A 22,535-nucleotide genomic window follows, 5' to 3' on the forward strand; every position below is an offset into this window, starting at 1 on the left:
TGGAATGATTACTTGAACGCAGGGTGCCGCAGCTCGGCCGAGGCTTGTTCATAGCTGTAGGCCATGGCGAACAATTGCGGCTCGCTCCATGCTTTGCCGAAAAAGAACACGGACGTGGGTATACCGTTAGCGCTCATGCCCGATGGCAGGGTTACCGCCGGATAACCAGCCACTGCGGCAGAAAATTGCGAGTAACCATCCGCTTCGGCAACCATTGCGTCGAGGTTGTGTTCGCGCAGTTGCTCGTCAATGGCGTCCTTGAAGTTTTTGCTGATGCTCAAGATCAATCCGCTGGCCTGTTCGTGAGTCATGTCCAACGCATTCATCGCTTCGAGCGTGGCCTGCCCATAGCCCTCCTTGCCGGGATTGAGCTGATTGAAGTCGATCAGGTCCTGCAACGACTGGATCGGCAGACCGGAACGGCTGACGAGATATTCAGGCAATTCGTATTTCATCGCGCCCATCAGACCGGGTACGAAATTATCGATATCAGGTAAACGAACGGTCACTGGCACGAGCGTCGCACCTTGTTTCTCGAGTGTGATCATTGCCTTCTGAAACTCCACTCCGGGAGTCAGGACCACGCCGCCCGTTCCCTCGTAAGCGGCGGGATAACCGATACGCTTGCCTTGCAGGGCATCGTTTGCCAGCAGCGCTGTGTAGTCGATTCCTGTCGGGGCGATCGATGTCGCGGAGTCTTCCGCATCCGTGCCTTGCAACACGTTGAACATCATCGCCGCGTCACGGACAGTACGTGTCAAAGTGCCTGGGGTGTCTTGCAGACGGGTGATTGGCACCACCCCGGTGCGACTGAACAGACCCAGGGTGGGTTTGACGCCGATTACGCCATTGGCCGATGCCGGGCAAGTGATCGAACCGTTGGTTTCCGTGCCCAAGGAGATCGGCGCGAAACCGGCAGCCACGGCAGCGGCCGATCCAGAACTGGAACCGCAGATTTCCTCGCTCAGTGCATGTGGGTTTTTCCCTTGCCCACCACGTCCGCTCCAACCATGGGGCAAACCCATTTCCCGCACATAAGCCCATTCACTCATGTTGGCTTTACCCAGAATAATCGCGCCGGCATCCCGCAGCTGTTTAACCACAAAAGCATCGTTGGCTGCCGGCTGGCCGACCATGGCCAAGGAGCCGGCGCTGGTTTGCAGGCTGTCGGCGGTATCAAAATTGTCTTTGAGCAGTACCGGAATACCATGCAACGGACCACGCGACAGCCCCTCGTTACGCTCGTTATCCAGCGCGGTAGCTATTTCGATGGCTTGTGAATTCAGTTCGACGATGGCGTGGATAGCAGGGCCTTGCTTGTCCAGCTCGGCAATTCGCTGTTGAAAGTGTTCAACCAGTTCAACAGCAGTGAGCTCATTGTCGGCCATCATTTTGCTGAGTTCACTGACGCTGGCGTAATGAAGATCGGCAGCCGAATGGGCGGTGGCAGCAACACCTGTCGCTGCCAGTGCGACCAATATGGATTTCGTCAGCGTATTCACGCGACGTTTGAAGAAATGCGTCATGTCTATCGTCCTTGTTTAGGCTAATCACGAGTGATTCATTCACTCGCGACCAAGCCTACCGAGGACATAGGAAAGAGCTGTCAGCCAGCTGGACTACCGACAGTAGGAAAAGTCATCCCGACTTGTAGCCGCTACCAGCAATTGGGGCGTTTTCCGACACATCCTGCTCCATATTCAGCCACCACGTGTGCCCCCGCTGCGGCTGCATCAAATTAAACGCCTCGCCCATTCGCGGCGTGGTAATCGAAACACTACGCTCCCAGGCCAGCGCCAGAATCCGGTCAAACGGTTCATGCCAGGCGTGCATTGCCAGGTCGAAGGTGCCGTTGTGGATCGGAAACAGCCAGCGGCCCTTGAGGTCGAGGTGCGCTTGCAGGGTTTCTTCGGGTTGCATGTGCACGTGTGGCCATTCGACGTTGTAGGCGCCGGTTTCCATCAGGGTCAGGTCGAACGGGCCGTACTGTTCGCCGATGCGTTTGAAGCCGTCGAAGTAGCCGCTGTCGCCGCTGAAGAAGATCCGCGTGTCGCCGTCGATCATCACCCACGAGGCCCACAGGGTGCTGTTGCTGTCGAACAGGCTGCGGCCGGAGAAGTGCTGCGAGGGAGTGGCAACGAAGCGGATGCCGGCGATTTCGGTGCCCTGCCACCAGTCGTACTGGCGAACTTTACTGGCGTCGATGCCCCATTTGATCAGGGTGTCGCCGACGCCCAGCGGGGTCAGGAAATAGTTGGTTTTGGCCGCCAGTTGCAGTACCGCCTGGTAATCGAGGTGGTCGTAATGGTTGTGCGACAGGATCACCGCTTCGATCGGCGGCAACTGGTCGATGCTGATCGGCGGCTGGTGAAAACGTTTCGGGCCGGCCCATTGCACGGGCGACGCACGCTCGGCGAAGACCGGGTCAGTGATCCAGAATTTGCCGCGCATTTTCAGCAGCAGAGTCGAGTGACCGAGGCGATAGACGCTGTGGTCAGGCGCCGCCAGCAGGTCTTCACGGGTCAGCGGTTGCACCGGGATCGCGGCGGCCGGTCGGGTATTGCGCGGCTTGTTGAAGATCATGTTCCACATGATCCGCAGCATCTTGCGCCCACCTTCGCGCTGCACCGGCGCGTGGTTACGGAACAGCCCTTGATCCTGGCGAGAGGCTTCAGGCGTGGAAGTTTGATCCGCAGAAAAATCTGGATTGGCCATGACTGAGAGACTCCAGAAAAACCGTGCAATTCACGGTTTTTCACGGTGGGACGATAAATGGCCAAGGCACGCACGCATCAGCCGAACTGTCTGTTTTTAGGTTGCGCGGATTAACGCAACATTACACTGGGCGGTGTAGTTTCTAGGTTGCATGAAACGTGATGACAAGTAAACTGCCAAGTGTAATTCCACCCCTTCTCTGCCGAAGCGTACTTATGACAGCTCCACAACGCCTCACCGACCGCAAACGCGAAGCCATCATCCAGGCGGCAATTGCCGAATTCCGTGCCAACGGGTTCGAGGTCACCAGCATGGACAAGATCGCGGCCACCGCCGGGGTGTCGAAGCGCACGGTGTACAACCACTTTCCCAGCAAGGAAGAGCTGTTCGCCGAAATTCTCAACCAACTCTGGGCACGCATCACCGACGAGCAAGCCGTGAGCTATCGCGCGGATCAGCCGCTGCGCGAGCAACTGCTGCCCATGTTGCTGGCTAAACTGCAGATGATGGCCGATGACAACTTTCTCGGACTGGCGCGGGTGGCGATCGCTGCCACCATTCATTCCCCGGAGCGCGCGCAGGACATGGTGGCGCGCATGGGCGAGCGCGAAGAAGGCCTGACGGTGTGGATTCGCGCTGCGCTGGCGGATGGTCGGCTGAAAACCGTGAACGCAGAATTCGCCGCGCAGCAGGTGCAAGGGCTGTTGAAGTCGTTCGGTTTCTGGCCGCAGATTTCCATGGGCCTGCCGCCGCTGGATGCAGACACGCAAAAAGCCGTGGCCGAGTCGGCCATGGAGATGTTTCTGGCCAGATACCAGCTCTAAACCGGCCCTCTCCTGCGCCCCGCCACGATTAAATGGCTCGGAAGGACACTGATTATTCCCGTTGGAATAAATGACAATGTCCGACAATTGACCGACGAACGGTCAACCTGAAAAAACACTTCAAAGTATTTCAGGATGAATCTGGCGCAGGACATCATGGAAAATCAACGCGGCAAAGGCTTGTCATTCGCCAGACGCATTTATCTGCCCAGGATCATCGGTCTGGGTGTCGGCTTTTTCAGCGTCGCGGCCGCGCTGTATCCGTTGCACATGCCGAACTGGCTCTGGGCGCTGCTGGTGTTTAACGGTTTTATCTGGCCGCATCTGGCCTACCAGATTTCGACCCGCTCGACCTTCCCCTACCATGCCGAACGCCGCAACCTGTTGTACGACTCGTTGTGCGGGGGCTTCTGGACCGCGTGCTTTCAGTTCAATCCGCTGACCACCGTGACCATCCTGTCGATGATGACCATGAACAATGTCGCCGCCGGTGGACGACGTCTGTTCCTGCTCGGTGCCCTGGCCCAAGTGGCCGGCGTACTGCTGGGCTGTTTACTGTTCGGCTTCAAGTTCAGCCTGACGATGACGCAAATCGAGGTTTGGGCCTGCCTGCCGATGCTGACCTTGTACCCCTTGGCCCTGGGCATGGTCAGTTACCAACTGGCGATCAAACTTGCACAACACAAACGTGCACTCAGAGACCTGAGCCGCACCGACAGCCTCACCGGGCTGCTCAATCACGGCGCCTGGAAGGATCTGCTCCATACGCGTTTCACCCGGTGCCGAGATAACAACACCCAGGACATTCTGGCGCTGATCGACATCGATCATTTCAAGACCATCAACGACAACTATGGGCACATCGTTGGCGACGCCGTGCTGCGCGAGTTGAGCCAGGCACTCAAAGGGCTGCTGGCCGAAGGTGAACGGGCCGGTCGTTATGGCGGCGACGAGTTTTGCCTGATCCTGCCCGACCAGCCACTCAATAAAGCCGAGGCGCAAATGGAACGATTGCGGCAGGCGATGGATCAATATCGGCACCCGGATGTGCCAGAGCTACGCGTCAGCCTGAGTATCGGTCTGGCCCGGTTTCAGCCGTCGTACAGCGACGCGGTTGCCTGGCTGGATGACGCCGACAAAGCGCTGTACACCGCCAAACACACGGGGCGCAACACCATCAGCGTGGCGCTGAGCAGTCCGGGCTAAGAAGACGCCCCCCTCTCTCAGCCTTGAAAAGGCTGCAAACAGGTTGATTCGCAATTTCTTGTACAACCCAAAGCAGTTTGTATAAGATCGGCTCGTCAGCCTGGATGCTGGCACTTTGCAGTCAATGGCAAATGCTCATCCAGCATTTGCTCTGCCAGCGCGGAAACAGGGACACAAACCTCGTCTTTCCCTACTTCCAGGTACTGCCCCTATGTTTTTCAAACGCCACCAGTCCGAACTCAACGACCTTCAACACACCATCACCGAACAGAACGGCCTGCTTGAAGCGATCAATCGCTCCATGGCGGTGATCGAGTTCGACCTTGAAGGCGTAGTGTTAAAGGCCAATGACAACTTCCTCAAAACCATGGGTTACCGCGCCGAACAGGTGATCGGCCAGCCGCATCGCTTGTTCTGCACCGCGGAGTTTGGCCGCAGCGCGCAATACACCGAACTGTGGTCGCGCCTGAAAAACGGCCAGTTCCAGTCCGGCACCTTCGAGCGGATCAACAGCCAGGGCCAGCCGGTCTGGCTGGAAGCCAACTACAACCCGATCAAGGATGCGTCGGGTCGCGTGGTCAAAGTGGTCAAGTTCGCCATGGACGTGACGACCAAGGTTCAGCAGGAAAGCGAGGCCAACGCCAAGCTGCAGGCGATCGACCGGGCAATGGCGGTGATCGAATTCGACCTCAACGGCGGCATTCTCACCGCCAACCAGAATTTTCTGACGCGCATGGGTTACACGCTCGCTGAACTGAAGGGTAAACATCACCGCTTGTTCTGCCGCGCGGAGCTGGTCAACAGCAGCGCCTACGAGGATTTCTGGCGGCGGTTGAATCAGGGTGAGCTGTTTCAGGGTCAGTTCGAACGCGTCGACAAGCGCGGCCAGAGTGTGTGGCTGGAGGCCAATTACAACCCGGTATACGACGCTGCCGGGCGGTTGTGCAAAGTGGTGAAATTCGCCACGGACGTCACCGCCCGCGTCGAGCAGCACGAGCACGATGCGCGCAGCGCCAGCGCTGCTTATCACATCTCGGTGGAAACCCGGAAAGTCGCCGAGCAAGGCACTCAGGTGATCCAGCAGGCGGCCAGTGAGATGCGCGAAATCGCTGACGATATCGCGCAGTCATCAACGCTGATCGCGCAACTTGGCGAACGCTCGGAGCAGATCACGGCGATCGTCAACACCATCCGTGCGATTGCCGACCAGACCAATCTGCTGGCGCTCAACGCAGCGATTGAAGCGGCGCGTGCAGGTGATCAGGGTCGCGGGTTCGCCGTTGTAGCGGACGAAGTGCGGCAACTGGCAGCGCGCACCAGCGGCTCAACGGCGGAGATTTCCAACATGATCGGCCTGATTCAGAGCGAAACGCGGCAGGCGATCAAGAGCATGGAAGGCACCCGAGGGCGGGCGGCGCAAGGTGTAGAACTGGCGGACCAGGCCGGCAGCGTGATTCTGCAGATCCGCGATGGCGCCAGTGAAGCGGTGCAGGCGGTGAGCATGTTTGCCAATGAGCGGGCGCCGGGCTGAGAGACTTGCCAGGGTGAAAGACCGCGTCGTCTCTTTCGCGAGCAAGCTCGCTCCCACAGGTTCTGGGTTGATCACAAGTTAAGTGATCGACTCAATCCCTGTAGGAGCGGGCTTGCTCGCGAAAGGGCTATAAGCCTCGATGCAGGACTATAGTGACCTTCAGTCCCAAGTCCTGCCGAGCCCATCATGACCACAGAAAAACCCGAAACGCCCACCACCGCCCCCGTCGACCACCTGCGCTTCCACCGCCCCCACGCCCACCTCAACACCACCTTCGGCAACGACACGTTCGCCTTGCGCGCTGAGGCCTTCGCGCGATTCTTCGGCACGCCGCTGTTCCTCGGTGCGCAAACCGTGATCGTCGCGGTGTGGATCGGTCTCAACGTGTTGGGCGTGACGCAGTTCGACGTCTACCCGTTCATCCTGCTCAACCTGGCGTTCAGCCTGCAAGCCGCCTACGCCGCGCCGTTGATCCTGCTGGCACAAACCCGGCAAGCCGCGCGGGACAAGGCGCAATCGGACGCCGACGCGCAACACCGTGAAGCGCTGGCCGTGGCCAACAGTGAGCGCCAGGCTCAGGCTGCGCAGACCACCGCGCAACTGCTCGAACTGCTGGAGCAGAACACCCGCCTCACCGAAATGACCAAGAGCCTGACCGAGCGCATCGAAGGCCTGACCCGCGAACTGCATGCGCACATCTGCCAGAACCCGCAACGCTGATCACGGCAACCGCAGTGCCCGCCCCAGTTCATCGAACAGCGTGACCACCGAGCGCAACGCCCGGCAGTCCGGGCGGGTCAGCAGCCACAGCGCGGTGTCGTAACCGTGCAACGGTTCGCTGAGAGCCTGTAAACCTTCGGTAATGAGAAAGTCCGGCAACGCCGCCACACCGAGTCCGCCGCGCACCAGTTCAGTCACCGAGAGCATGCTGTTGCAGCGATAAGCCGGGGTCACGCCGGGCAACTGCTGACGGCGCCAGGCTACGGTCGGGTGATCCGGCAGAAACTCGTCCGGGGCGATCCATGTCAGCGCCGCCAGATCCGTCGCATCGACGTTTTGCAGATAACGCGCACTGGCGCAGACCCGGTAGGAAATCTTCGCCAGTTGCCGTCCGACCAGGTGCTCCGGCGGTGTACGCGTCAGGCGCAGGGCGATGTCGGCATCGCGGCGGCTGAGGTTGGCGAAATCGTTGGAGGTGCTCAGTTCGAGGGTCAGCGCCGGATAGTTCGGCATGAACTGCGCCAGCGCCGGCAACAGCAGACCCTGCAGCACCGAATCGGTACAGGTCAGGCGCACCGTGCCGCTGACCACTTCGCCGCCCTGCTCGACACCGATCCGCGCCGCTTCCAGTGCCTGCTCGGCGCGTTCGGCTTGCTCGGCCAGAGTCTGCGCGAGGGTGGTTGGCAGGTACCCGGCGCGGCTCTTTTCGAACAATTGCTGACCCAGCGCTGACTCCAGACGACGCACCGCGCGAAACACCGTCGACACGTCTACTTTGAGCAGCTGCGAAGCCCGGGCCAGAGAGCCGCCGCGCACCAACGCAAGGATCAGCGCCAGATCCGGGTAATCGAGTCGATAGTGCGTCGCTGCATTGATCACTTGGGGAAACGCCAATATTGAGTGCGTGAACGCCAATCTATAGTGAGCCCCGGTGATCGACAACTGCACACCCTCACCACAGAGGTTCATCACTCACTCAAATCAAGGAAATCCCATGGACGCCATTTCCATCGCCCTGATCGGCGATCACGATCCGCAAGTCACCGCTCACAAGGCGATCCCCGTTGCCCTCGGCATGATCGCCGAGCAGTCCGGCCACAATGTGCAATTCGAATGGCTGCCCACCGAGCAGATACACGCCGACACTGCGCTGTATCACTTCGACGGGTTCTGGTGCGTCCCGGCCAGCCCCTACAAAAGTGAGGCCGGTGCACTCAGGGCCATCCGTTTTGCCCGCGAACAACAGCGCCCTTTCCTCGGCACCTGCGGTGGTTTTCAGCATGCGCTGCTGGAGTTTTCCCGCAATGTGCTGGGCTGGGCCGATGCCGAGCATGGCGAAACATCGCCGGATTCACCGCGAGCCGTGCTCACACCGCTGACCTGTTCGTTGGTGGAGGCGGTGGACAGCATTCATCTGGTCGCCGGTTCGTTGATCGCCAAGGCGTACGAAACGTCCGAGATTCATGAAGGCTATCGCTGCCGGTTCGGGGTGAATCCGCGGTTCGAACGAGAGTTGTTGACCCATCGGCTACACGCTGTCGGCCATGATTCGGCGGGCGACTTGCGCGCGATCGAATTGACTGACCATGTGTTTTTTGTCGCCACGTTGTTTCAACCAGAACGCGCGGCGCTCAAGGGCCAGGTTCCGCCGCTGGTGCGAGCATTTGTCGATGCGTGTGCGGAGCAACGCCCATGAAGCCGAACGAGCCTTGCTTTGCGGTGATTTTCACCTCGACCCGCACCGAGGGTGACAACGGTTATGCGGCGGCGTCGGAACGGATGATGGAACTGGTCAGCCAGCAACCGGGGTTTCTCGGCATTGATTCGATTCGTGGGGAAGACGGGGTCGGGATCACCATTTCCTACTGGCAGAGCGAAGCGGCGATTCTGGCCTGGCGCGAGCATCCCGAGCACCGGGTGATCCAGGCGCGCGGGCGGGGGCAGTGGTATTCGAAGTTTCAGACCCGGGTGTGTCGGGTGGAGCGGGAGTATCGGTTTGGGCAGTGACGATGGCGGCGTGCTGACTGGCCTCTTCGCGAGCAAGCCCGCTCCCACAGGTACAGCGTTCGGGCTTTGAATTTGGTTGTGTTCTCACTGGCCTCATCGCTGCCAAGCCAGCTCCCACAGGAATTTGTGAACGCCACAGATCCAATGTGGGAGCGGGCTTGCTCGCGAAGGGGCCGCAAAAGCCACTACAAAAACTTCAGCCTTTCACCAGACTGCGCACCGCCACAATCTCCGGCACCTCAACCTTGCTCATGTACACCCGCAACGGCTCGGTGATGTTGATCCGCTCATCGATGTTCTGATCCAGCAGCAACTGAATCAGCTCGCGCTTCAAGGTCATGGTCGTCTCAGAAACCGGCGCCCAGACAAACTCGCTGGTGGGAATAATGCCGTCATCGGCCACGTCCATGCCGAACGAATCTTCGCTGAAACGCACAATGTACTGGCCGGTCTTGCGGTTGAGGCCGACGAACCCCTTGAGGTCATCGGCAGCCTGACAGATGAGTTGGGAAGTGATGCGCATGGTAAACCTCACGAAAAATCATCGATGGTTTACACGCAGGGCAACGAAATCGGCGCGCCCTCTGCCGGGGCGTCTGCCGAGGGCAAGCGTACTGCAAACCGCGCCACAAAAGTGCAGGAAAAATCGCTTTTAATACGTTTATGTCGGTCTGGCGATAGCACCCAATCGATTCAGTTGTTAAAAGGTACGTCTTTGAAAATGCCCTGCGAAAGGAACTCGAACATGCCCGCCACTTTCACCAAAAGCGCCCTCATGCTGAGCCTGATGCTCGGTCTCGGCCAGGCCCACGCCGCCCAGACTGACGTCAACGCGCTTGCCGCCGCCCATGGCATCCCGCATCCAGCCGTGATCGCTCACCGTGGCGCGTCCTTTGATGCACCGGAGTCCACCGCCGCCTCCTACAAACTGGCCCGCGACCTCGGTGCCGACTACCTGGAAATGGATTTGCAGCGCAGCAAGGACGGCGTGCTGTTCGCCCTGCACGACAACAACCTGCAACGCACCACCGACGTCGCGACCAAATTCCCGGAGCGTAAAGACAGCCCGGCCACCGCCTTCACCATGGCCGAACTGAAAACCCTCGACGCCGGCAGTTGGTACAACAAGGCTTACCCGGATCGCGCGCGTCCGTCCTACGCCGGGCTGAAAATCCTCACCCTCGATGAAATCATCGACATCGCCCAGGCCAACCCGAAACACAAGCCGGGTCTTTACATCGAAACCAAGGAGCCGCAGCTGTTTCCGGGCATCGAGCATGACCTGAAAGAGAAGCTGCAAGATCGCGGCTGGCTGAGCCCGGCCGGTTCGAAACTGGCGAAAAGCGAGTTGGCCGTCGGCCAGGGCAAAGGCAAGGTGATCCTGCAGACTTTCGAGAAGAACAGCCTCGAACTGCTGCAAAAGGAAATGCCGCAAGTGCCGAAAATCCTGCTGCTGTGGGTCGGCGAAGGCAGCATCGAGCCGAAATCGAAGGTGACCTTTGCCGAGTCCGGCGAGAAGGACAAGAACGTGTTCTACGGCAAGCAGGAGCCGAAATCCGAAGCCGAATTCAAGCAATGGGTGGATTTCGCCAAGGCTCACGGCGCCATCGGCACCGGCCCTTCGGCCAGGCTGACCAAGGGCGGCGACCAGAGCTATTCGGATCTGGTGCAACCGTGGATGAACCAGTACACCCACGATCAGGGCATGCTGGTGCACGTCTACACCGTCGATGAGCCGGTGGATTTCGAGAAAGTCATGGCGGCCGGCGTTGATGGCATCTTCACCAACCGCGCCAGCGAACTGTTGAAGTTCTACAAGCGCCCGGCCAGTGCCAGTGTTGATCAGGTGTTGAAGAACAACGGGTTCTGATCAGCAGACCGGGTTGTCCGCATCGCGAGCAGGCTCACTCCTACAAGAGCGCTGCACGCGATGTGGGGTTTTAAGGGTGAGTTAAGTTGCGGTGGTTAACCTGAGCCCACTTCAACGAACAACCCAAGGAATGACCCGATGAAAACTTTGACTGCCCTGTTTACCGCCGCAGCCCTGACCCTGACTGCTGGCCTGGCCCAAGCCGATGTGCGTGTCGACCAGATCCCTGAGTTGGTCAAATCCGGCAAGATCAAGTCGCTGGAGTCGATGAACGCCGAAGCGCTGAAACTGCACCCGGGTGCGACCATCACCGACACCGATCTGGATAACCACTTCAACGGTTACGAGTACGAAGTCGAGCTGAAAACCGCCGACGGCAAAGAGTTCGACGTCGATTTCGATGCCACCACCGGCAAAGTGCTGAGCAACAAGCAAGACACCTGATACACCGCCAAAGCAAAGCCGCACGATCAGCGATCGTGCGGCTTTTTTGCGTCCGTTGCCCGGCGAATCACGCGGATGCAGCCTGAAGGGATGCCAAAACCGCCATCAGACCGCTAGTATGGCGAGCATCAGATAAACGATTGCAGCCGAGAGCGATGGGCATGGGGCAGACAGCGGCAGCAGACATCGCGACAATCGGACGGATCAGCGCGGTTCCGGCGATCCTTCAGGTGATCCGCGAACTGACCGGCCTGCGCTTTGCCGCCGTAGCGCGGGTTACCGAAGATTCGTGGACAGCCTGCGCCGTCCTCGATCAGCTGGATTTCGGCCTGCAGGTTGGTGGCGAGCTGGATGTGGTCACCACGCTGTGCCACGAAATCCGTGCTGCGCACACCTCGGTGGTGATCGACAAGGCCAGCGAAGACCCGCTCTACCGCGATCATCACACCCCGCGCCTGTACAAATTCGAGAGCTATATCTCGGTGCCGGTGTTCCGCACTGACGGACGGTTTTTCGGCACGATCTGCGCGCTCGATCCGAACCCCGCGCAACTCAAGTCCAGCAGCATCCAGAGCACCATGGAGTCGTTCGCGCGGATGCTCGCGTTGCAGATCGAAGCCGAGGAAAACGCGCAGCGCACCGAAACCGCGTTGTTGCAGGAGCGCGAAACCGCCGAGTTGCGCGAACAATTCATCGCCGTTCTCGGCCACGACTTGCGCAACCCGTTGTTCGCCATCAGCGCTGGCGCCGAAATGCTTCTGCGCAAGCATCCGGATCCGGCCATCGAGGTGCGGATACGCAATATCCTTGGCAGTGCGCAAAGGGCGACACGGTTGGTGGATGACGTGCTCGACTTTGCTCGCGGACGGTTGGGCAAGGGTATTCCGGTGGATATCCAGCCCTGCGCGGATTTGACCGAAGCCGTGCAACAAGTGGTGACGGAGATTCGCAACGTGCATCCGCAGCGCACGATTCGTGCGTCCATCGGCGACTTGCAGGGCTTGCCCTGTGACCGCGCGAGAATTGCTCAACTGCTGTCGAACCTGTTGGCCAATGCCGTGGCCCATGGCGACCCGGAGGGCGACATTGAGGTCATCGCGCAAGTCGAGCACGGTGCGCTGATGCTGGGGGTGAAGAATCAGGGGCATATTCCCGAGGCGATCCTGCCGCACCTGTTCCAGCCTTACTCGCGCCCGACCGGCAGCGCGCCCCAGGCCGGGCTCGGTCTGGGGCTGTATATCGCCAGCCAGATCGCCCAGTCCCATGGCGGGCATTTGCATGTGGCGTCCACCGCACAGAGCGGCACGCTATTCACCTTCAGCCTGCCCACAATCTGAGACACACCACAAATCCCCTGTGGGAGCGGGCTTGCTCGCGAAGGCGTCGTGTCAGTCAATATTTTCGGTGACTGAAACACCGCATTCGCGAGCAAGCCCGCTCCCACAAAAGTATTGCGGTGATGCTTAAGCCGAAGTGCTGACCAACGACCCCGAGCTGCTCGACCCGGAATCCTGCAACGCCTGCAACAACGCCGCCGTGGCCGTCTGCAACGAAGCCGAAGTGCTGGAGATTTGCGACTCGGCGGACGCCACGTCGGCAGCCTTGGCATCCGCGTCTTCCTGCTTGGCCTGAGCCGCTTGCAGCGCTTGCTGTTGCTCCTGCAATTGCTTTTGCAGCTCGGCGATCTGCTTGCGCAATTCTTTCACCGAATCCGACTCACCGCTGCTGTCGGAACTGCTGTCGCCCGCCGGAGCCGCGCCCCCGCCAGCCGCCACTTTGCTGGTATCGGCGCTGACGCCCGCGCTGCTGGTTGCAGGGGTCGAGGTGTCGTCACTCGCGTCGCTGATCCTGGTCTTGCTGGTGGCGGTGCTGACGGTCTGATTGATCGAAACAGAGGTGATGCTGACCATGGGAGGGCTCCAATGCCGGTTATAGATAACCGGCCATCGGCGGCACTCGCACGGATTTGAGATCGACTGTGTACCGACTCGGTAACCGAACCGGTACACGTCGGCGGACGTCAGGCGCTCAGGCGCGCGGTGACTTCATTGAGTTGCCCGGACAGGCCATGCAGGTTCTGGCTGGCGCTTTCGGTGCGCTGCACGCTGTTGAGGTTGGTGCTGGCGATGGACGTGATCTCGGTCAGGTTGCGCGAGATGTCTTCGGCCACCGAGGTCTGCTCTTCGGCGGCGGTGGCGATCTGGCGGTTCATGTCGCGGATCGCTTCCACGGCGTGGGTGATGCGCTCCAGCATCGCACCGGCCTGAGTCACTTGCTCGACGCTTTCGTCGCTGCGCGCCTGACCGCTTTCGATCGCTTGCGCAGCGTCCACGGCACCGGTCTGCACGTTTTGAATGATCTGGTTGATCTCGATGATCGACTCGGCCGTACGCTGCGCCAGATTGCGCACCTCGTCAGCGACCACCGCAAAACCGCGTCCGGCTTCACCGGCCCGCGCCGCTTCAATCGCCGCGTTAAGCGCCAGCAGGTTGGTCTGCTCGGCGATGCCGCGAATCACTTCCAGCACCTTGCCGATGCGGCCGCTGTCGCTTTCCAGACGACGAATCACTTCAGCGGTGTTGGCAATTTCGCCACGCATCTTAGTGATGGTGTGGATGGTGCCCTGCATGACCTTTTCACCCTGCTGGGCAGACTGGTCGGCATCGTCGGCGGCGCGCGCCGCATCCGCCGCGTGACGGGCGACTTCCTGGGCAGTGGCAGACATTTCGTTCATCGCCGTGGCCACCTGATCGGTGCGGTTGAACTGCTCGTTGGTGCCGCCGGCCATGGTCGTGGCGATCGCATTCAGTTCGCCGCTGGCGCTGTCCAGATCACTGGCGCTGCGTTGCAGATGAGTGAAGGTTTCGGCGAGGAAATCACGCAGGGTATTGGCCGCGGCGGCGAGGTTGCCCAACTCGTCCTGACGGTCGTTGGCAACGCGTTCGGCTAGGCGCCCACGGCTCAACTGGGTGACGTAGTCGATCAGCTTGCGGATCGGCTCGATCAGGTTGCGGTTGACCAGCCACAGGCTCAGCAAGCCGATCAGCAGACCCGAGCCGAGCATCACCAGTATCCCCAGCAGCACGGTGCTGTCGGCACTGGCGCTGATTTGCGCCGACTGTTCGGTGCCCTGCTTGCGCAGCTCGGCGACCAGTTCGCTCATCTGATCGCTGGTGGCGCGGTCCACGCCTTTGACGGCGCTGTCGCCAGCCGTTGGATCGGCACCCGCAGCGACATAGGCATCGCGGCCCTTCTGGTAGGCGCTGCCGAGTTGGCGGTGCTCATCACGCAAGCGTTCGATGCGGGATTTCAGCGCCGGCTCAAGGCCTTTCTGACCGGCCAGTTCACCGAGAATGTTCTGCACATCGCGCTGACGATCTTCGAACTGGCTCCAGTACTTGGCTAGGTCCGCCGGTTGCTTGCCGCGCAGCAAGACGTTTTTCCACTCCTGCACCTGCACCTTGAATTGCAGGTTGGCCTCGTCAATCAATTGTGAGGTGTGCAAGGGGCCGGCGATCAACTGGCTGTAGTTCTGCACGCCGTTGGACAGGAAATGAAAGCAGGCCAGTGCGATCAACAGCATCGCCAGCAGGCTGCCGCCCAGCAGGGCGAGAATTTGTGCTCTCAAGGATTTTTGCAGCATCGCGAGATACTCAGGACAGGGATGAGGCACGCCCGGTAAGGCGTGGAATTTTGCCGGACATCCGTGTCGGCGAGCCTTGGCTCATGGCCAAGCGCGCGCAACGTAACCCAAGCGTGATCGGCGTACCAGAGCGCTTCTTGAAGAAAATCCGACCATTGGTAGGTGAATTAAGAGACTGTGATCGACCATGGCCCAGGGGTGGGAGCGGGCTTGCTCGCGAAAGCGGCGTGTCATCCACATCATCACTCAATGATCATCCGCATTCGGGAGCAAGCCCCCTCCCACAGGATTGCCGGTAATGATCACGATCACTGTCATTTTGCAGTCACACAAGCGTCATGTGTGATTGCGATGATGCGGCTCAGTGAACCTGCCATTCCGCGACCGACGCGCCCTCCTCGCAGCGAGCCTCCATGAACCACAGCCTCGACCTCAGTCATCGCGATCCTGATTTGTTCGGTCTGCTTTACGGCTTCCGTTTTCGTCCCGGTGAACGTGGCCGCGAAGTCGATTCGGCGACCGCCCTGCGTTGTCTGCAAGACGACAGCGACAGTGATGAATTCCTCTGGCTGCACCTGAACCTGGCGCACGCCGCGTGCGAGCGCTGGATGAAAAGTCATCTGCAATTGCCCGAAGAGTTTTTCGAGGCGCTGCACGAAGGTTCGCGCTCGACGCGCATCGAACACGTTGATTCGGCGTTGCTGGCAGTGGTCAACGACGTGGTGTTCAACCTCAGCAGCATGGTTTCCTCAGACGTGTCGACGCTGTGGGTCTGCGTGCGCAGCAAACTGATCGTCAGCGCACGCCTGCAACCGCTGCACTCGGTGGACAAATTGCGTTCGTCGGTGAAGGCCGGCGAATGCTTTCGCTCGCCGTCGGAACTGCTGGTGCACTTGCTGCGTGATCAGGGCGAAGTGCTGACGCAGATCGTGCGCAAGACCAGCATGAGCGTCGATCAGGTCGAGGACGAATTGCTCTCCTCACGGCTGTCGACCAACCGCGCCGAACTCGGCGCCAATCGCCGGGTACTGGTGCGCCTGCAACGGCTGCTGGCGCTGGAGCCGGGTTCGCTGCTGCGCCTGCTCAACCGTCCGCCGCCGTGGCTGCAGAAGGAGGACGTCAAGGAGCTGCGCAAATCCACCGAGGAGTTCGCGCTGATCATCAACGACCTCACCGCCCTCGGCGAGCGGATCAAACTGCTCCAGGAAGAAATCGCCGCCAACCTCAACGAACAGAGCAACCGCACACTATTCACCCTGACCGTGGTCACGGTGCTGGCGCTGCCGATCAACATCATTGCCGGTTTCTTCGGCATGAACGTGGGGGGAGTGCCACTGGCGACGGATCCCGAGGGGTTCTGGATATTGGTGGCGCTGGTCGCGACGTTTACCGTGATTGCCGGGCGCTGGGCGTTTCGCAAGCGTGGGGATTACTGACCCTTGCCCACCACAGATCCATTGTGGTGACAGAGGTCCTGTGGCGAGGGGATTTATCCCCGATCGGCTGCGTAGCAGTCGTATATCCGGTGGACGCGTTTTAGCTGATAAACCGAGATGAATGGTTTTTGGGGCTGCTTCGCAACCCATCGGGGATAAATCCCCTCACCACAAACAGCTCACCTTAAATCAACTTCCCCTCCTGCACTCAGGAATGGGCTCAACAGATCAGCGGTGAGCTAATCCGCCAAACACTGACCTGCCGCAGTCTCTCTGTAATATTTAGCAACGATCATGACCGACACTCCTTCCCTCGATCAGGATTGTCCGCTCATGGCTACTCCCTCCCTGACCGCCGCCCGCCCCACGTCCGCCCACGGCGGCCGGCCGGCACTTGATAAAAAACCCGGGCCGTTCACTTACGTGGTGTTCTTCGCGGTGCTCGCGATGGGGATGCTGTTCACCGCTTACAGCCTGATGCACGACATGCATGAGCTGGGCACCACCGTCACCACCTGGACCCCGTTTTTGCTGCTCGGCGTGGCGCTGCTGATTGCGCTGGGCTTTGAGTTCGTCAACGGTTTCCACGACACCGCCAACGCGGTCGCGACGGTGATCTACACCCACTCGCTGCCGCCGAATGTGGCGGTGGTCTGGTCGGGCTTCTTCAACTTCCTCGGGGTGTTGCTGTCCAGTGGCGCGGTGGCGTTCGGCATCATCGCCCTGCTGCCGGTGGAGCTGATTCTGCAGGTCGGTTCGTCCGCCGGTTTCGCGATGATCTTCGCCCTGTTGATCGCGGCGATCCTGTGGAACCTCGGCACCTGGTGGCTGGGCCTGCCGGCCTCCTCTTCCCACACGCTGATCGGTTCGATCATCGGCGTCGGCGTGGCCAATGCCTTGATGCACGGACGCGACGGCACCAGCGGCGTGGACTGGGCGCAGGCGACCAAGATCGGTTACGCCCTGCTGCTGTCGCCGCTGGTGGGCTTCGGCTGCGCGGCGCTGTTGCTGCTGGCCATGCGCGCCTTCATCAAGAATCGCGCGCTGTACAAGGCGCCGGAAGGCAACAACCCGCCACCGTGGTGGATTCGCGGTTTGCTGATCGCCACCTGCACCGGTGTGTCTTTCGCCCACGGCTCCAACGACGGGCAGAAAGGCATGGGTCTGATCATGCTGATTCTGGTTGGCACCTTGCCGATGGCTTACGCGTTGAACCGCACCATGCCCGCCGATCAGGCGCTGCAGTTCGCTGCCGTCGCCGAAGTCACCCAGCAAGCGCTGGTGAAAAACACCCCGCTGCCAGCCCCGGTGGATCCGCGTCCGGTACTGTCCGATTACGTGCGCAGCAAGCAAGCCACGCCGCAACTGATCCCCGCCCTCGCCGCTCTCACCGGGCATATTGGCGAGGAGGTGAAAGGCTATGGCTCGCTGTCGAAAGTCCCGGCCGAGGCCATGGGCAACGTGCGTAACGACATGTACCTGGCCAGCGAAAGCATTCGCCTGATGGACAAAAACAAGGTCGGCAATTTCGACGCCGACACCACTGACAAACTGCAACTGTTCAAACAGCAGATCGACAACGCCACGCGCTTTATCCCGCTGTGGGTGAAGATCGCCGTGGCCATCGCCCTGGGCCTCGGCACCATGGTTGGCTGGAAACGAATTGTGGTGACGGTCGGCGAAAAGATCGGCAAGACCCACCTGACCTACGCCCAGGGCGCCTCGGCGGAAACCGTGGCGATGCTGACCATCGGCGCGGCGGACATGTTCGGTTTGCCGGTCTCGACCACCCATGTGCTGTCATCGGGTGTGGCCGGCACCATGGTCGCCAATGGCGGTGGTTTGCAGATGAAGACCATCCGCAATCTGCTGATGGCGTGGGTGCTGACCTTGCCGGCGGCGATTCTGCTGTCGGGCAGCCTCTATTGGCTGTTCACCCAGATCTTCTGATCGACTTAGATCCCTTTGGGAGCGGGCTTGCTCGCGAAAGCGTCAGGTCAGTCAACAATGATGCTGAATGGGCCGGCCTCTTCGTGAGCAAGCCCACTCCCACCCTGGATCGCGACCAGCCCCGAATACTTCACCCACCGCCCCCCCCCTGTGGGAGCGGGCTTGCTCGCGAAGGCGTCAGATCAGTCAACAATGATGCTGAATGGGCCGGCCTCTTCATGAGCAAGCCCACTCCCACCCTGGATCGCGACCAGCCCCGAATACTTCACCCACCGCCCCCCCCTGTGGGAGCGGGCTTGCTCGCGAAGGCGTCAGATCAGTCAACATCGATGCTGAATGGGCCGGCCTCTTCGTGAGCAAGCCCACTCCCACCCTGGATCGCGACCAGCCCCGAATACTTCACCCACCGCCCACCCCTGTGGGAGCGGGCTTGCTCGCGAAGGCGTCAGATCAGTCAACAATGATGCTGAATGGGCCGGCCTCTTCGTGAGCAAGCCCACTCCCACCCTGGATCGCGACCAGCCCCGAATACTTCACCCACCGCCCACCCCTGTGGGAGCGGGCTTGCTCGCGAAGGCGTCAGATCAGTCAACATCGATGCTGAATGGGCCGGCCTCTTCGTGGGCAAGCCCACTCCCACCCTGGATCGCGACCAGCCCCGAATACTTCACCCACCGCCCCCCCCCCCTGTGGGAGCGGGCTTGCTCGCGAAGGCGTCAGATCAGTCAACATCGATGCTGAATGGGCCGGCCTCTTCGTGGGCAAGCCCACTCCCACAGTTTGATTTGTGTCAGGCATTAGAGAGTGGAACGGATGACATCGCCCAACCACTCCATGAACACTCGCACCCGCAGCGGCAAGTGCCGTTGCCGTGCATACAGGATTGAAATCGCCATCGCCGGCGCGGTGAACTGCGGCAGCACAGTCAGCAGCTCACCGGTGTCCAGATGCGGCTGCATGCCGGTGCGCGGCACCTGGATCAGGCCGAAGCCGCCCAGGCACGCCGACTCGTAAGCATCAGTGCTGTTGACCGTGACGCTGCCAGCCATCGGCAGGCGCCGCACCTGTCCGTCCTGTTCATACACAAACCCTTCCGAGCGCGAACCTAGCACGCCGACGTAGTGCACCAGCCGATGCTGCGCCAGATCCTCCAGCGTCTGCGGCACGCCGTAGCGCTCAAGGTACGCCGGGCTGGCGCAGTTGATCATCGGGAAGTCGCCCAAGTGCCGCGCCACCACCGATTGATCCGGCTGCGCGCCGATGCGCACCACGCAATCGAAACCCTCGCTGAGCAGATCGACACGGCGGTCGGTGCTGCTGATTTCCAGTTCCAGATTCGGGTGGCGCGCCATGAACTCCGGCAGCAGCGGCATGATCAGGCGCCGCGCGAGGATGTTCGGCATGTCGACGCGAATCCGCCCGCTCAGCGACGCCGGATCCTGCCGAAACAGCCCCTCGATCTCGTCCATGTGCGACAGCAGATCCTTGCTGCGTTCATACAGCACCAGGCCGTCCTGAGTCGCCTGCACCTTGCGCGTGGTGCGTTGCAGCAGGCGCGTGCCGAGCAGGGTTTCCAGGGCCTGCACATGTTCGGAAACCGTCGAGCGCGGCAACCCGAGACTCTCGCCGGCCAGGGTGAAACTCGACAGTTCGCTGACCCGGACGAAGGTGCGCAGCAGTTCCAGTTTGTTCATGAGGACACCCGTAGATTGTTCGGCTGAGTCGATCAGTGATTCCGGTTTCAGTCTGTTTATCACCCCATGGCGGATAAATAAACTTTGCTCATCACCACTCACCGCAATCGAGGATTTCACATGAGCCGCAAAATCGCATTGATCACCGGTGCCAGCCGTGGCCTGGGCAAGAACGCCGCCCTGCACCTCGCCGCCGAAGGCGTGGACATCATCGGCACCTACAACAGCCGCGCCGATGAAGCCCAGGCGCTGGTGGCTGAACTGGAACAACGCGGTGCCAAAGCCGTGATGCTGCAACTGGACGTCGGTCGCAGCGAAACCTTTGCCGATTTCGCCAAACGAGTTGAACAAGCGTTGCAGCAACTGGACCGTCCGCGTTTCGACTTCCTGATCAACAACGCCGGGATCGGTGTGCACGCGGCGTTCGCCGAGACCACCCCGGAACAGTTCGACCTGCTGATGAATATCCAGCTCAAAGGGCCGTTCTTCCTGACTCAGCAACTGCTGCCGCTGATCAATGACGGCGGGCGCATCATCAACATCTCCAGCGGCCTGACCCGCTTCAGCCTGCCGGGTTATGCCGCTTACGCGGCGATGAAAGGCGCGATGGAAGTGCTGACCCGCTATCAGGCCAAGGAGCTGGGTGCGCGGCAGATCGGCGTGAATATTCTGGCGCCGGGCGCGATCGAGACTGATTTTGGTGGCGGTGCGGTGCGCGACAACGCGGCGTTGAACGCGATGGTCGCGAGCAATACCGCACTGGGTCGCGCCGGGCAGCCGGATGATATTGGTGGCGCGCTGTCGATGCTGCTGGCGCCGGGTGCGCAGTGGATCAACGGGCAGCGGGTCGAGGCATCGGGAGGAATGTTCCTCTAACCCCCCCATTCACTAAAAACTTTCTTGGTGAGAGCCTCTGTGGCGAGGGGATTTATCCCCGATGGACTGCGCAGCAGGCCCTTCTTTTCTGGATAAAAAGAGGGGCCGCTACGCGCCCCATCGGGGATAAATCCCCTCGCCACAGGTTTTGCATTCGCCACAGGTTGTGCTTATCCCGCGCATACCCGGCGGGTCACGAGGCGCTCGCGCACCACGTCATACCCCCAGTGATACACATAGGTGTACGGCAGGAAGAACAGCAACACGCCGATGTCGAGCAAGAACGCCTGCCACAGGCTGACCGACAACCACCAGGCGATCAGCGGCACGCCCATCACGATCAATCCGCCCTCAAACAGCAGCGCATGGACCACCCGCGTCCAGGCGTTGTGCGCGACGTTCAGGCGCTTGAGCATGCGGTCGAAAAAGCCGTTGAACAGCACGTTCCACGCCAGCGCCAGCAGAGCGATCAGCACGGTCACCGCGCCCATGTCCAGCAGCGGTTTGTCCATGATCCACGCCAGTAACGGGGTACAGATCAGGATCGCCAGAAACTCGAAACCGATGGCCTGGAAAATACGTTCAGTGATGGATTTGTTGGCAGTCATGGCCTGACTCCTTGAGTGAAGAGGGTTGCCATAATCTGCCCTCATACCGATACTTCATAACCAATAACCATCGATCAAGGCGATAGTTCATGGCTTCGCAAGAAGTGCTGTTGGCGTTCGTGCAAGCGGCCACTCAGGGTTCGTTTTCGGCAGCGGCGCGCAAGCTGGGGCGCAGTCAGTCGACCATCAGTGCGGCAGTGGCGAGTCTTGAGATCGATCTGGATCTGGTGCTGTTCGACCGCAGCAGCCGCAAACCGACGCTGACCCCGGCCGGTCATGTGATGCTGCAACGGGCCGAGGCGATTCTGGCGGCCACCAGTCGTATGGAAATGAGCGCCCGGCAACTGGCACAAGGCGTGGAGCCGAAGCTGACCGTGGCGATTTCCGACACCTACCAGTCAGCGCGATTTGAAGCGGCACTGGTCGGCTTCGAGCAGCGCTACCCGGACCTGGAACTGGAATGCCTGATCGCCGAGTGTGACGACCTGATCGAACTGGTCCAGCGTGGCCGCGCGCACTTGGCGTTTGCCGAAATGCAGGACACCTATCCGCCGGATCTGGTGACCTCGACCGTCGCCGAGCGCACTGACCTGGCGCTGTTCGTCAAAGATGATCATGTGCTGACCCGGGTCGAACGGGTCGACCAGCAGGTGCTGGAGCAGCATCGCGAGTTGCGCCTGGCGACCATCGTCAATCCCTACGACAGCCGGGCAAAGGGCCGGGTGTGGTCGGCGCCGAGTTACCTGATGCTGATGGAAATGGCGGAGATGGGCTTTGGCTGGGCGGCGCTGCCGCGCTGGCTGGTGGCGCGTTTCGGTAATGGCTCGCTGGTGGAACTGACGGTGCGCGGCTGGCCGCGGCCGGTGTATGTCGATGCGTTGTGGTCGCGGCTGTATCCGCCGGGGCCGGCGGGGAGCTGGTTGCTGAGCAAGATGCTGGAATAGCGGCGCGCCCATTCGCGAGCAAGCTCGCTCCCACAGTTGGAATGCGATCGCCTGTGGGAGCGGGCTT

The 22,535-nt window shown here is 60.6% G+C and carries 21 protein-coding genes; 13 read left to right on the forward strand and 8 right to left on the reverse strand.

Annotated elements, in window-relative coordinates; translation table 11 throughout:
- Nucleotides 1–8: 8 nt before the first annotated feature.
- Together KCG87_RS21300 and KCG87_RS21305 are read right to left on the reverse strand one after the other, a co-directional pair.
- Complete coding sequence (locus KCG87_RS21300) at nucleotides 9–1,526, reverse strand: amidase family protein (RefSeq protein ID WP_210558855.1); 1,518 nt, start codon at nucleotides 1,524–1,526, stop codon at nucleotides 9–11.
- A gap of 112 nt (nucleotides 1,527–1,638) precedes the next feature.
- Complete coding sequence (locus tag KCG87_RS21305) at nucleotides 1,639–2,715, reverse strand: MBL fold metallo-hydrolase (protein WP_134787141.1); 1,077 nt, start codon at nucleotides 2,713–2,715, stop codon at nucleotides 1,639–1,641.
- Nucleotides 2,716–2,930: 215 nt separating this feature from the next.
- Between KCG87_RS21305 and KCG87_RS21310 the strand changes: the two genes are divergently transcribed.
- From KCG87_RS21310 to KCG87_RS21325, 4 genes are all read left to right on the forward strand, one after another.
- On the forward strand, nucleotides 2,931–3,539 hold the full coding sequence (locus KCG87_RS21310) for a TetR/AcrR family transcriptional regulator (protein ID WP_210558854.1): 609 nt from the start codon (nucleotides 2,931–2,933) through the stop codon (nucleotides 3,537–3,539).
- A gap of 156 nt (nucleotides 3,540–3,695) precedes the next feature.
- Entirely contained in the window at nucleotides 3,696–4,745 is a 1,050-nt protein-coding gene (locus KCG87_RS21315) for a diguanylate cyclase (protein WP_135296947.1), read from the forward strand.
- A 211-nt stretch (nucleotides 4,746–4,956) separates the two neighbouring features.
- Complete coding sequence (locus tag KCG87_RS21320) at nucleotides 4,957–6,276, forward strand: PAS domain-containing methyl-accepting chemotaxis protein (RefSeq protein WP_027612613.1); 1,320 nt, start codon at nucleotides 4,957–4,959, stop codon at nucleotides 6,274–6,276.
- A 186-nt stretch (nucleotides 6,277–6,462) separates the two neighbouring features.
- Nucleotides 6,463–6,996 carry a DUF1003 domain-containing protein gene (locus KCG87_RS21325; RefSeq protein ID WP_135296379.1) on the forward strand — a complete coding sequence of 178 codons (534 nt, stop codon included), beginning with the start codon at nucleotides 6,463–6,465 and terminating at the stop codon, nucleotides 6,994–6,996.
- On the opposite strand, the gene KCG87_RS21330 is transcribed toward KCG87_RS21325, so the two are convergent.
- The gene (locus KCG87_RS21330; RefSeq protein ID WP_096795148.1) at nucleotides 6,997–7,938 is read right to left on the reverse strand and encodes a LysR family transcriptional regulator; all 942 of its coding nucleotides are present in this window, start codon (nucleotides 7,936–7,938) and stop codon (nucleotides 6,997–6,999) included.
- A 52-nt stretch (nucleotides 7,939–7,990) separates the two neighbouring features.
- On the opposite strand from KCG87_RS21330, the gene KCG87_RS21335 reads away from it, so the two are divergent.
- Entirely contained in the window at nucleotides 7,991–8,692 is a 702-nt protein-coding gene (locus tag KCG87_RS21335) for a CTP synthase (RefSeq protein WP_210558853.1), read from the forward strand.
- Nucleotides 8,689–9,003 (forward strand): antibiotic biosynthesis monooxygenase, encoded by a 315-nt coding sequence (locus tag KCG87_RS21340; protein ID WP_210558852.1) that lies wholly within the window; start codon nucleotides 8,689–8,691, stop codon nucleotides 9,001–9,003. Before KCG87_RS21335 ends, KCG87_RS21340 begins: the two co-directional genes overlap by 4 nt.
- Nucleotides 9,004–9,199: 196 nt before the next feature.
- Here the strand turns inward: KCG87_RS21340 and KCG87_RS21345 are convergent, their stop codons facing one another.
- Nucleotides 9,200–9,526, reverse strand: a complete 327-nt coding sequence (locus tag KCG87_RS21345; RefSeq protein WP_210558851.1) for a DUF2025 family protein — start codon at nucleotides 9,524–9,526, stop codon at nucleotides 9,200–9,202.
- A 222-nt stretch (nucleotides 9,527–9,748) separates the two neighbouring features.
- Here KCG87_RS21345 and KCG87_RS21350 point away from each other — a divergent pair, with 222 nt between their 5' ends.
- From KCG87_RS21350 to KCG87_RS21360, 3 genes are all read left to right on the forward strand, one after another.
- Entirely contained in the window at nucleotides 9,749–10,873 is a 1,125-nt protein-coding gene (locus tag KCG87_RS21350; protein WP_210558850.1) for a glycerophosphodiester phosphodiesterase, read from the forward strand.
- Between the two features lie 138 nt (nucleotides 10,874–11,011).
- Nucleotides 11,012–11,317: a PepSY domain-containing protein gene (locus tag KCG87_RS21355; protein WP_007917758.1), complete on the forward strand. Its 306-nt coding sequence runs from the start codon at nucleotides 11,012–11,014 to the stop codon at nucleotides 11,315–11,317.
- A 161-nt stretch (nucleotides 11,318–11,478) separates the two neighbouring features.
- Nucleotides 11,479–12,654 (forward strand): GAF domain-containing sensor histidine kinase, encoded by a 1,176-nt coding sequence (locus tag KCG87_RS21360; RefSeq protein ID WP_210558849.1) that lies wholly within the window; start codon nucleotides 11,479–11,481, stop codon nucleotides 12,652–12,654.
- A gap of 126 nt (nucleotides 12,655–12,780) precedes the next feature.
- On the opposite strand, the gene KCG87_RS21365 is transcribed toward KCG87_RS21360, so the two are convergent.
- Together KCG87_RS21365 and KCG87_RS21370 are read right to left on the reverse strand one after the other, a co-directional pair.
- Nucleotides 12,781–13,227 carry a hypothetical protein gene (locus tag KCG87_RS21365; protein WP_096795042.1) on the reverse strand — a complete coding sequence of 149 codons (447 nt, stop codon included), beginning with the start codon at nucleotides 13,225–13,227 and terminating at the stop codon, nucleotides 12,781–12,783.
- A 110-nt stretch (nucleotides 13,228–13,337) separates the two neighbouring features.
- The gene (locus tag KCG87_RS21370) at nucleotides 13,338–14,960 is read right to left on the reverse strand and encodes a methyl-accepting chemotaxis protein (RefSeq protein WP_098965194.1); all 1,623 of its coding nucleotides are present in this window, start codon (nucleotides 14,958–14,960) and stop codon (nucleotides 13,338–13,340) included.
- 413 nt (nucleotides 14,961–15,373) lie between these two features.
- Here KCG87_RS21370 and KCG87_RS21375 point away from each other — a divergent pair, with 413 nt between their 5' ends.
- Both KCG87_RS21375 and KCG87_RS21380 read left to right on the forward strand, forming a co-directional pair.
- Entirely contained in the window at nucleotides 15,374–16,396 is a 1,023-nt protein-coding gene (locus tag KCG87_RS21375) for a transporter (RefSeq protein ID WP_183784307.1), read from the forward strand.
- Nucleotides 16,397–16,729: 333 nt separating this feature from the next.
- Nucleotides 16,730–18,346 (forward strand): inorganic phosphate transporter, encoded by a 1,617-nt coding sequence (locus KCG87_RS21380; RefSeq protein ID WP_115989069.1) that lies wholly within the window; start codon nucleotides 16,730–16,732, stop codon nucleotides 18,344–18,346.
- A 797-nt stretch (nucleotides 18,347–19,143) separates the two neighbouring features.
- On the opposite strand, the gene KCG87_RS21385 is transcribed toward KCG87_RS21380, so the two are convergent.
- Nucleotides 19,144–20,040, reverse strand: a complete 897-nt coding sequence (locus KCG87_RS21385) for a LysR family transcriptional regulator (protein WP_134787151.1) — start codon at nucleotides 20,038–20,040, stop codon at nucleotides 19,144–19,146.
- A 120-nt stretch (nucleotides 20,041–20,160) separates the two neighbouring features.
- On the opposite strand from KCG87_RS21385, the gene KCG87_RS21390 reads away from it, so the two are divergent.
- Entirely contained in the window at nucleotides 20,161–20,916 is a 756-nt protein-coding gene (locus KCG87_RS21390) for an SDR family oxidoreductase (RefSeq protein WP_123588718.1), read from the forward strand.
- 170 nt (nucleotides 20,917–21,086) lie between these two features.
- On the opposite strand, the gene KCG87_RS21395 is transcribed toward KCG87_RS21390, so the two are convergent.
- Complete coding sequence (locus tag KCG87_RS21395; protein WP_210558848.1) at nucleotides 21,087–21,524, reverse strand: multidrug/biocide efflux PACE transporter; 438 nt, start codon at nucleotides 21,522–21,524, stop codon at nucleotides 21,087–21,089.
- Nucleotides 21,525–21,613: 89 nt separating this feature from the next.
- On the opposite strand from KCG87_RS21395, the gene KCG87_RS21400 reads away from it, so the two are divergent.
- Complete coding sequence (locus tag KCG87_RS21400; RefSeq protein ID WP_135296386.1) at nucleotides 21,614–22,468, forward strand: LysR family transcriptional regulator; 855 nt, start codon at nucleotides 21,614–21,616, stop codon at nucleotides 22,466–22,468.
- Nucleotides 22,469–22,535 lie beyond the last annotated feature (67 nt).

Origin of the sequence: Pseudomonas sp. MWU347 (genome assembly GCF_017947305.1) — a bacterium.
GTDB classification, from domain to species: Bacteria; Pseudomonadota; Gammaproteobacteria; order Pseudomonadales; family Pseudomonadaceae; genus Aquipseudomonas; species Aquipseudomonas putida_A.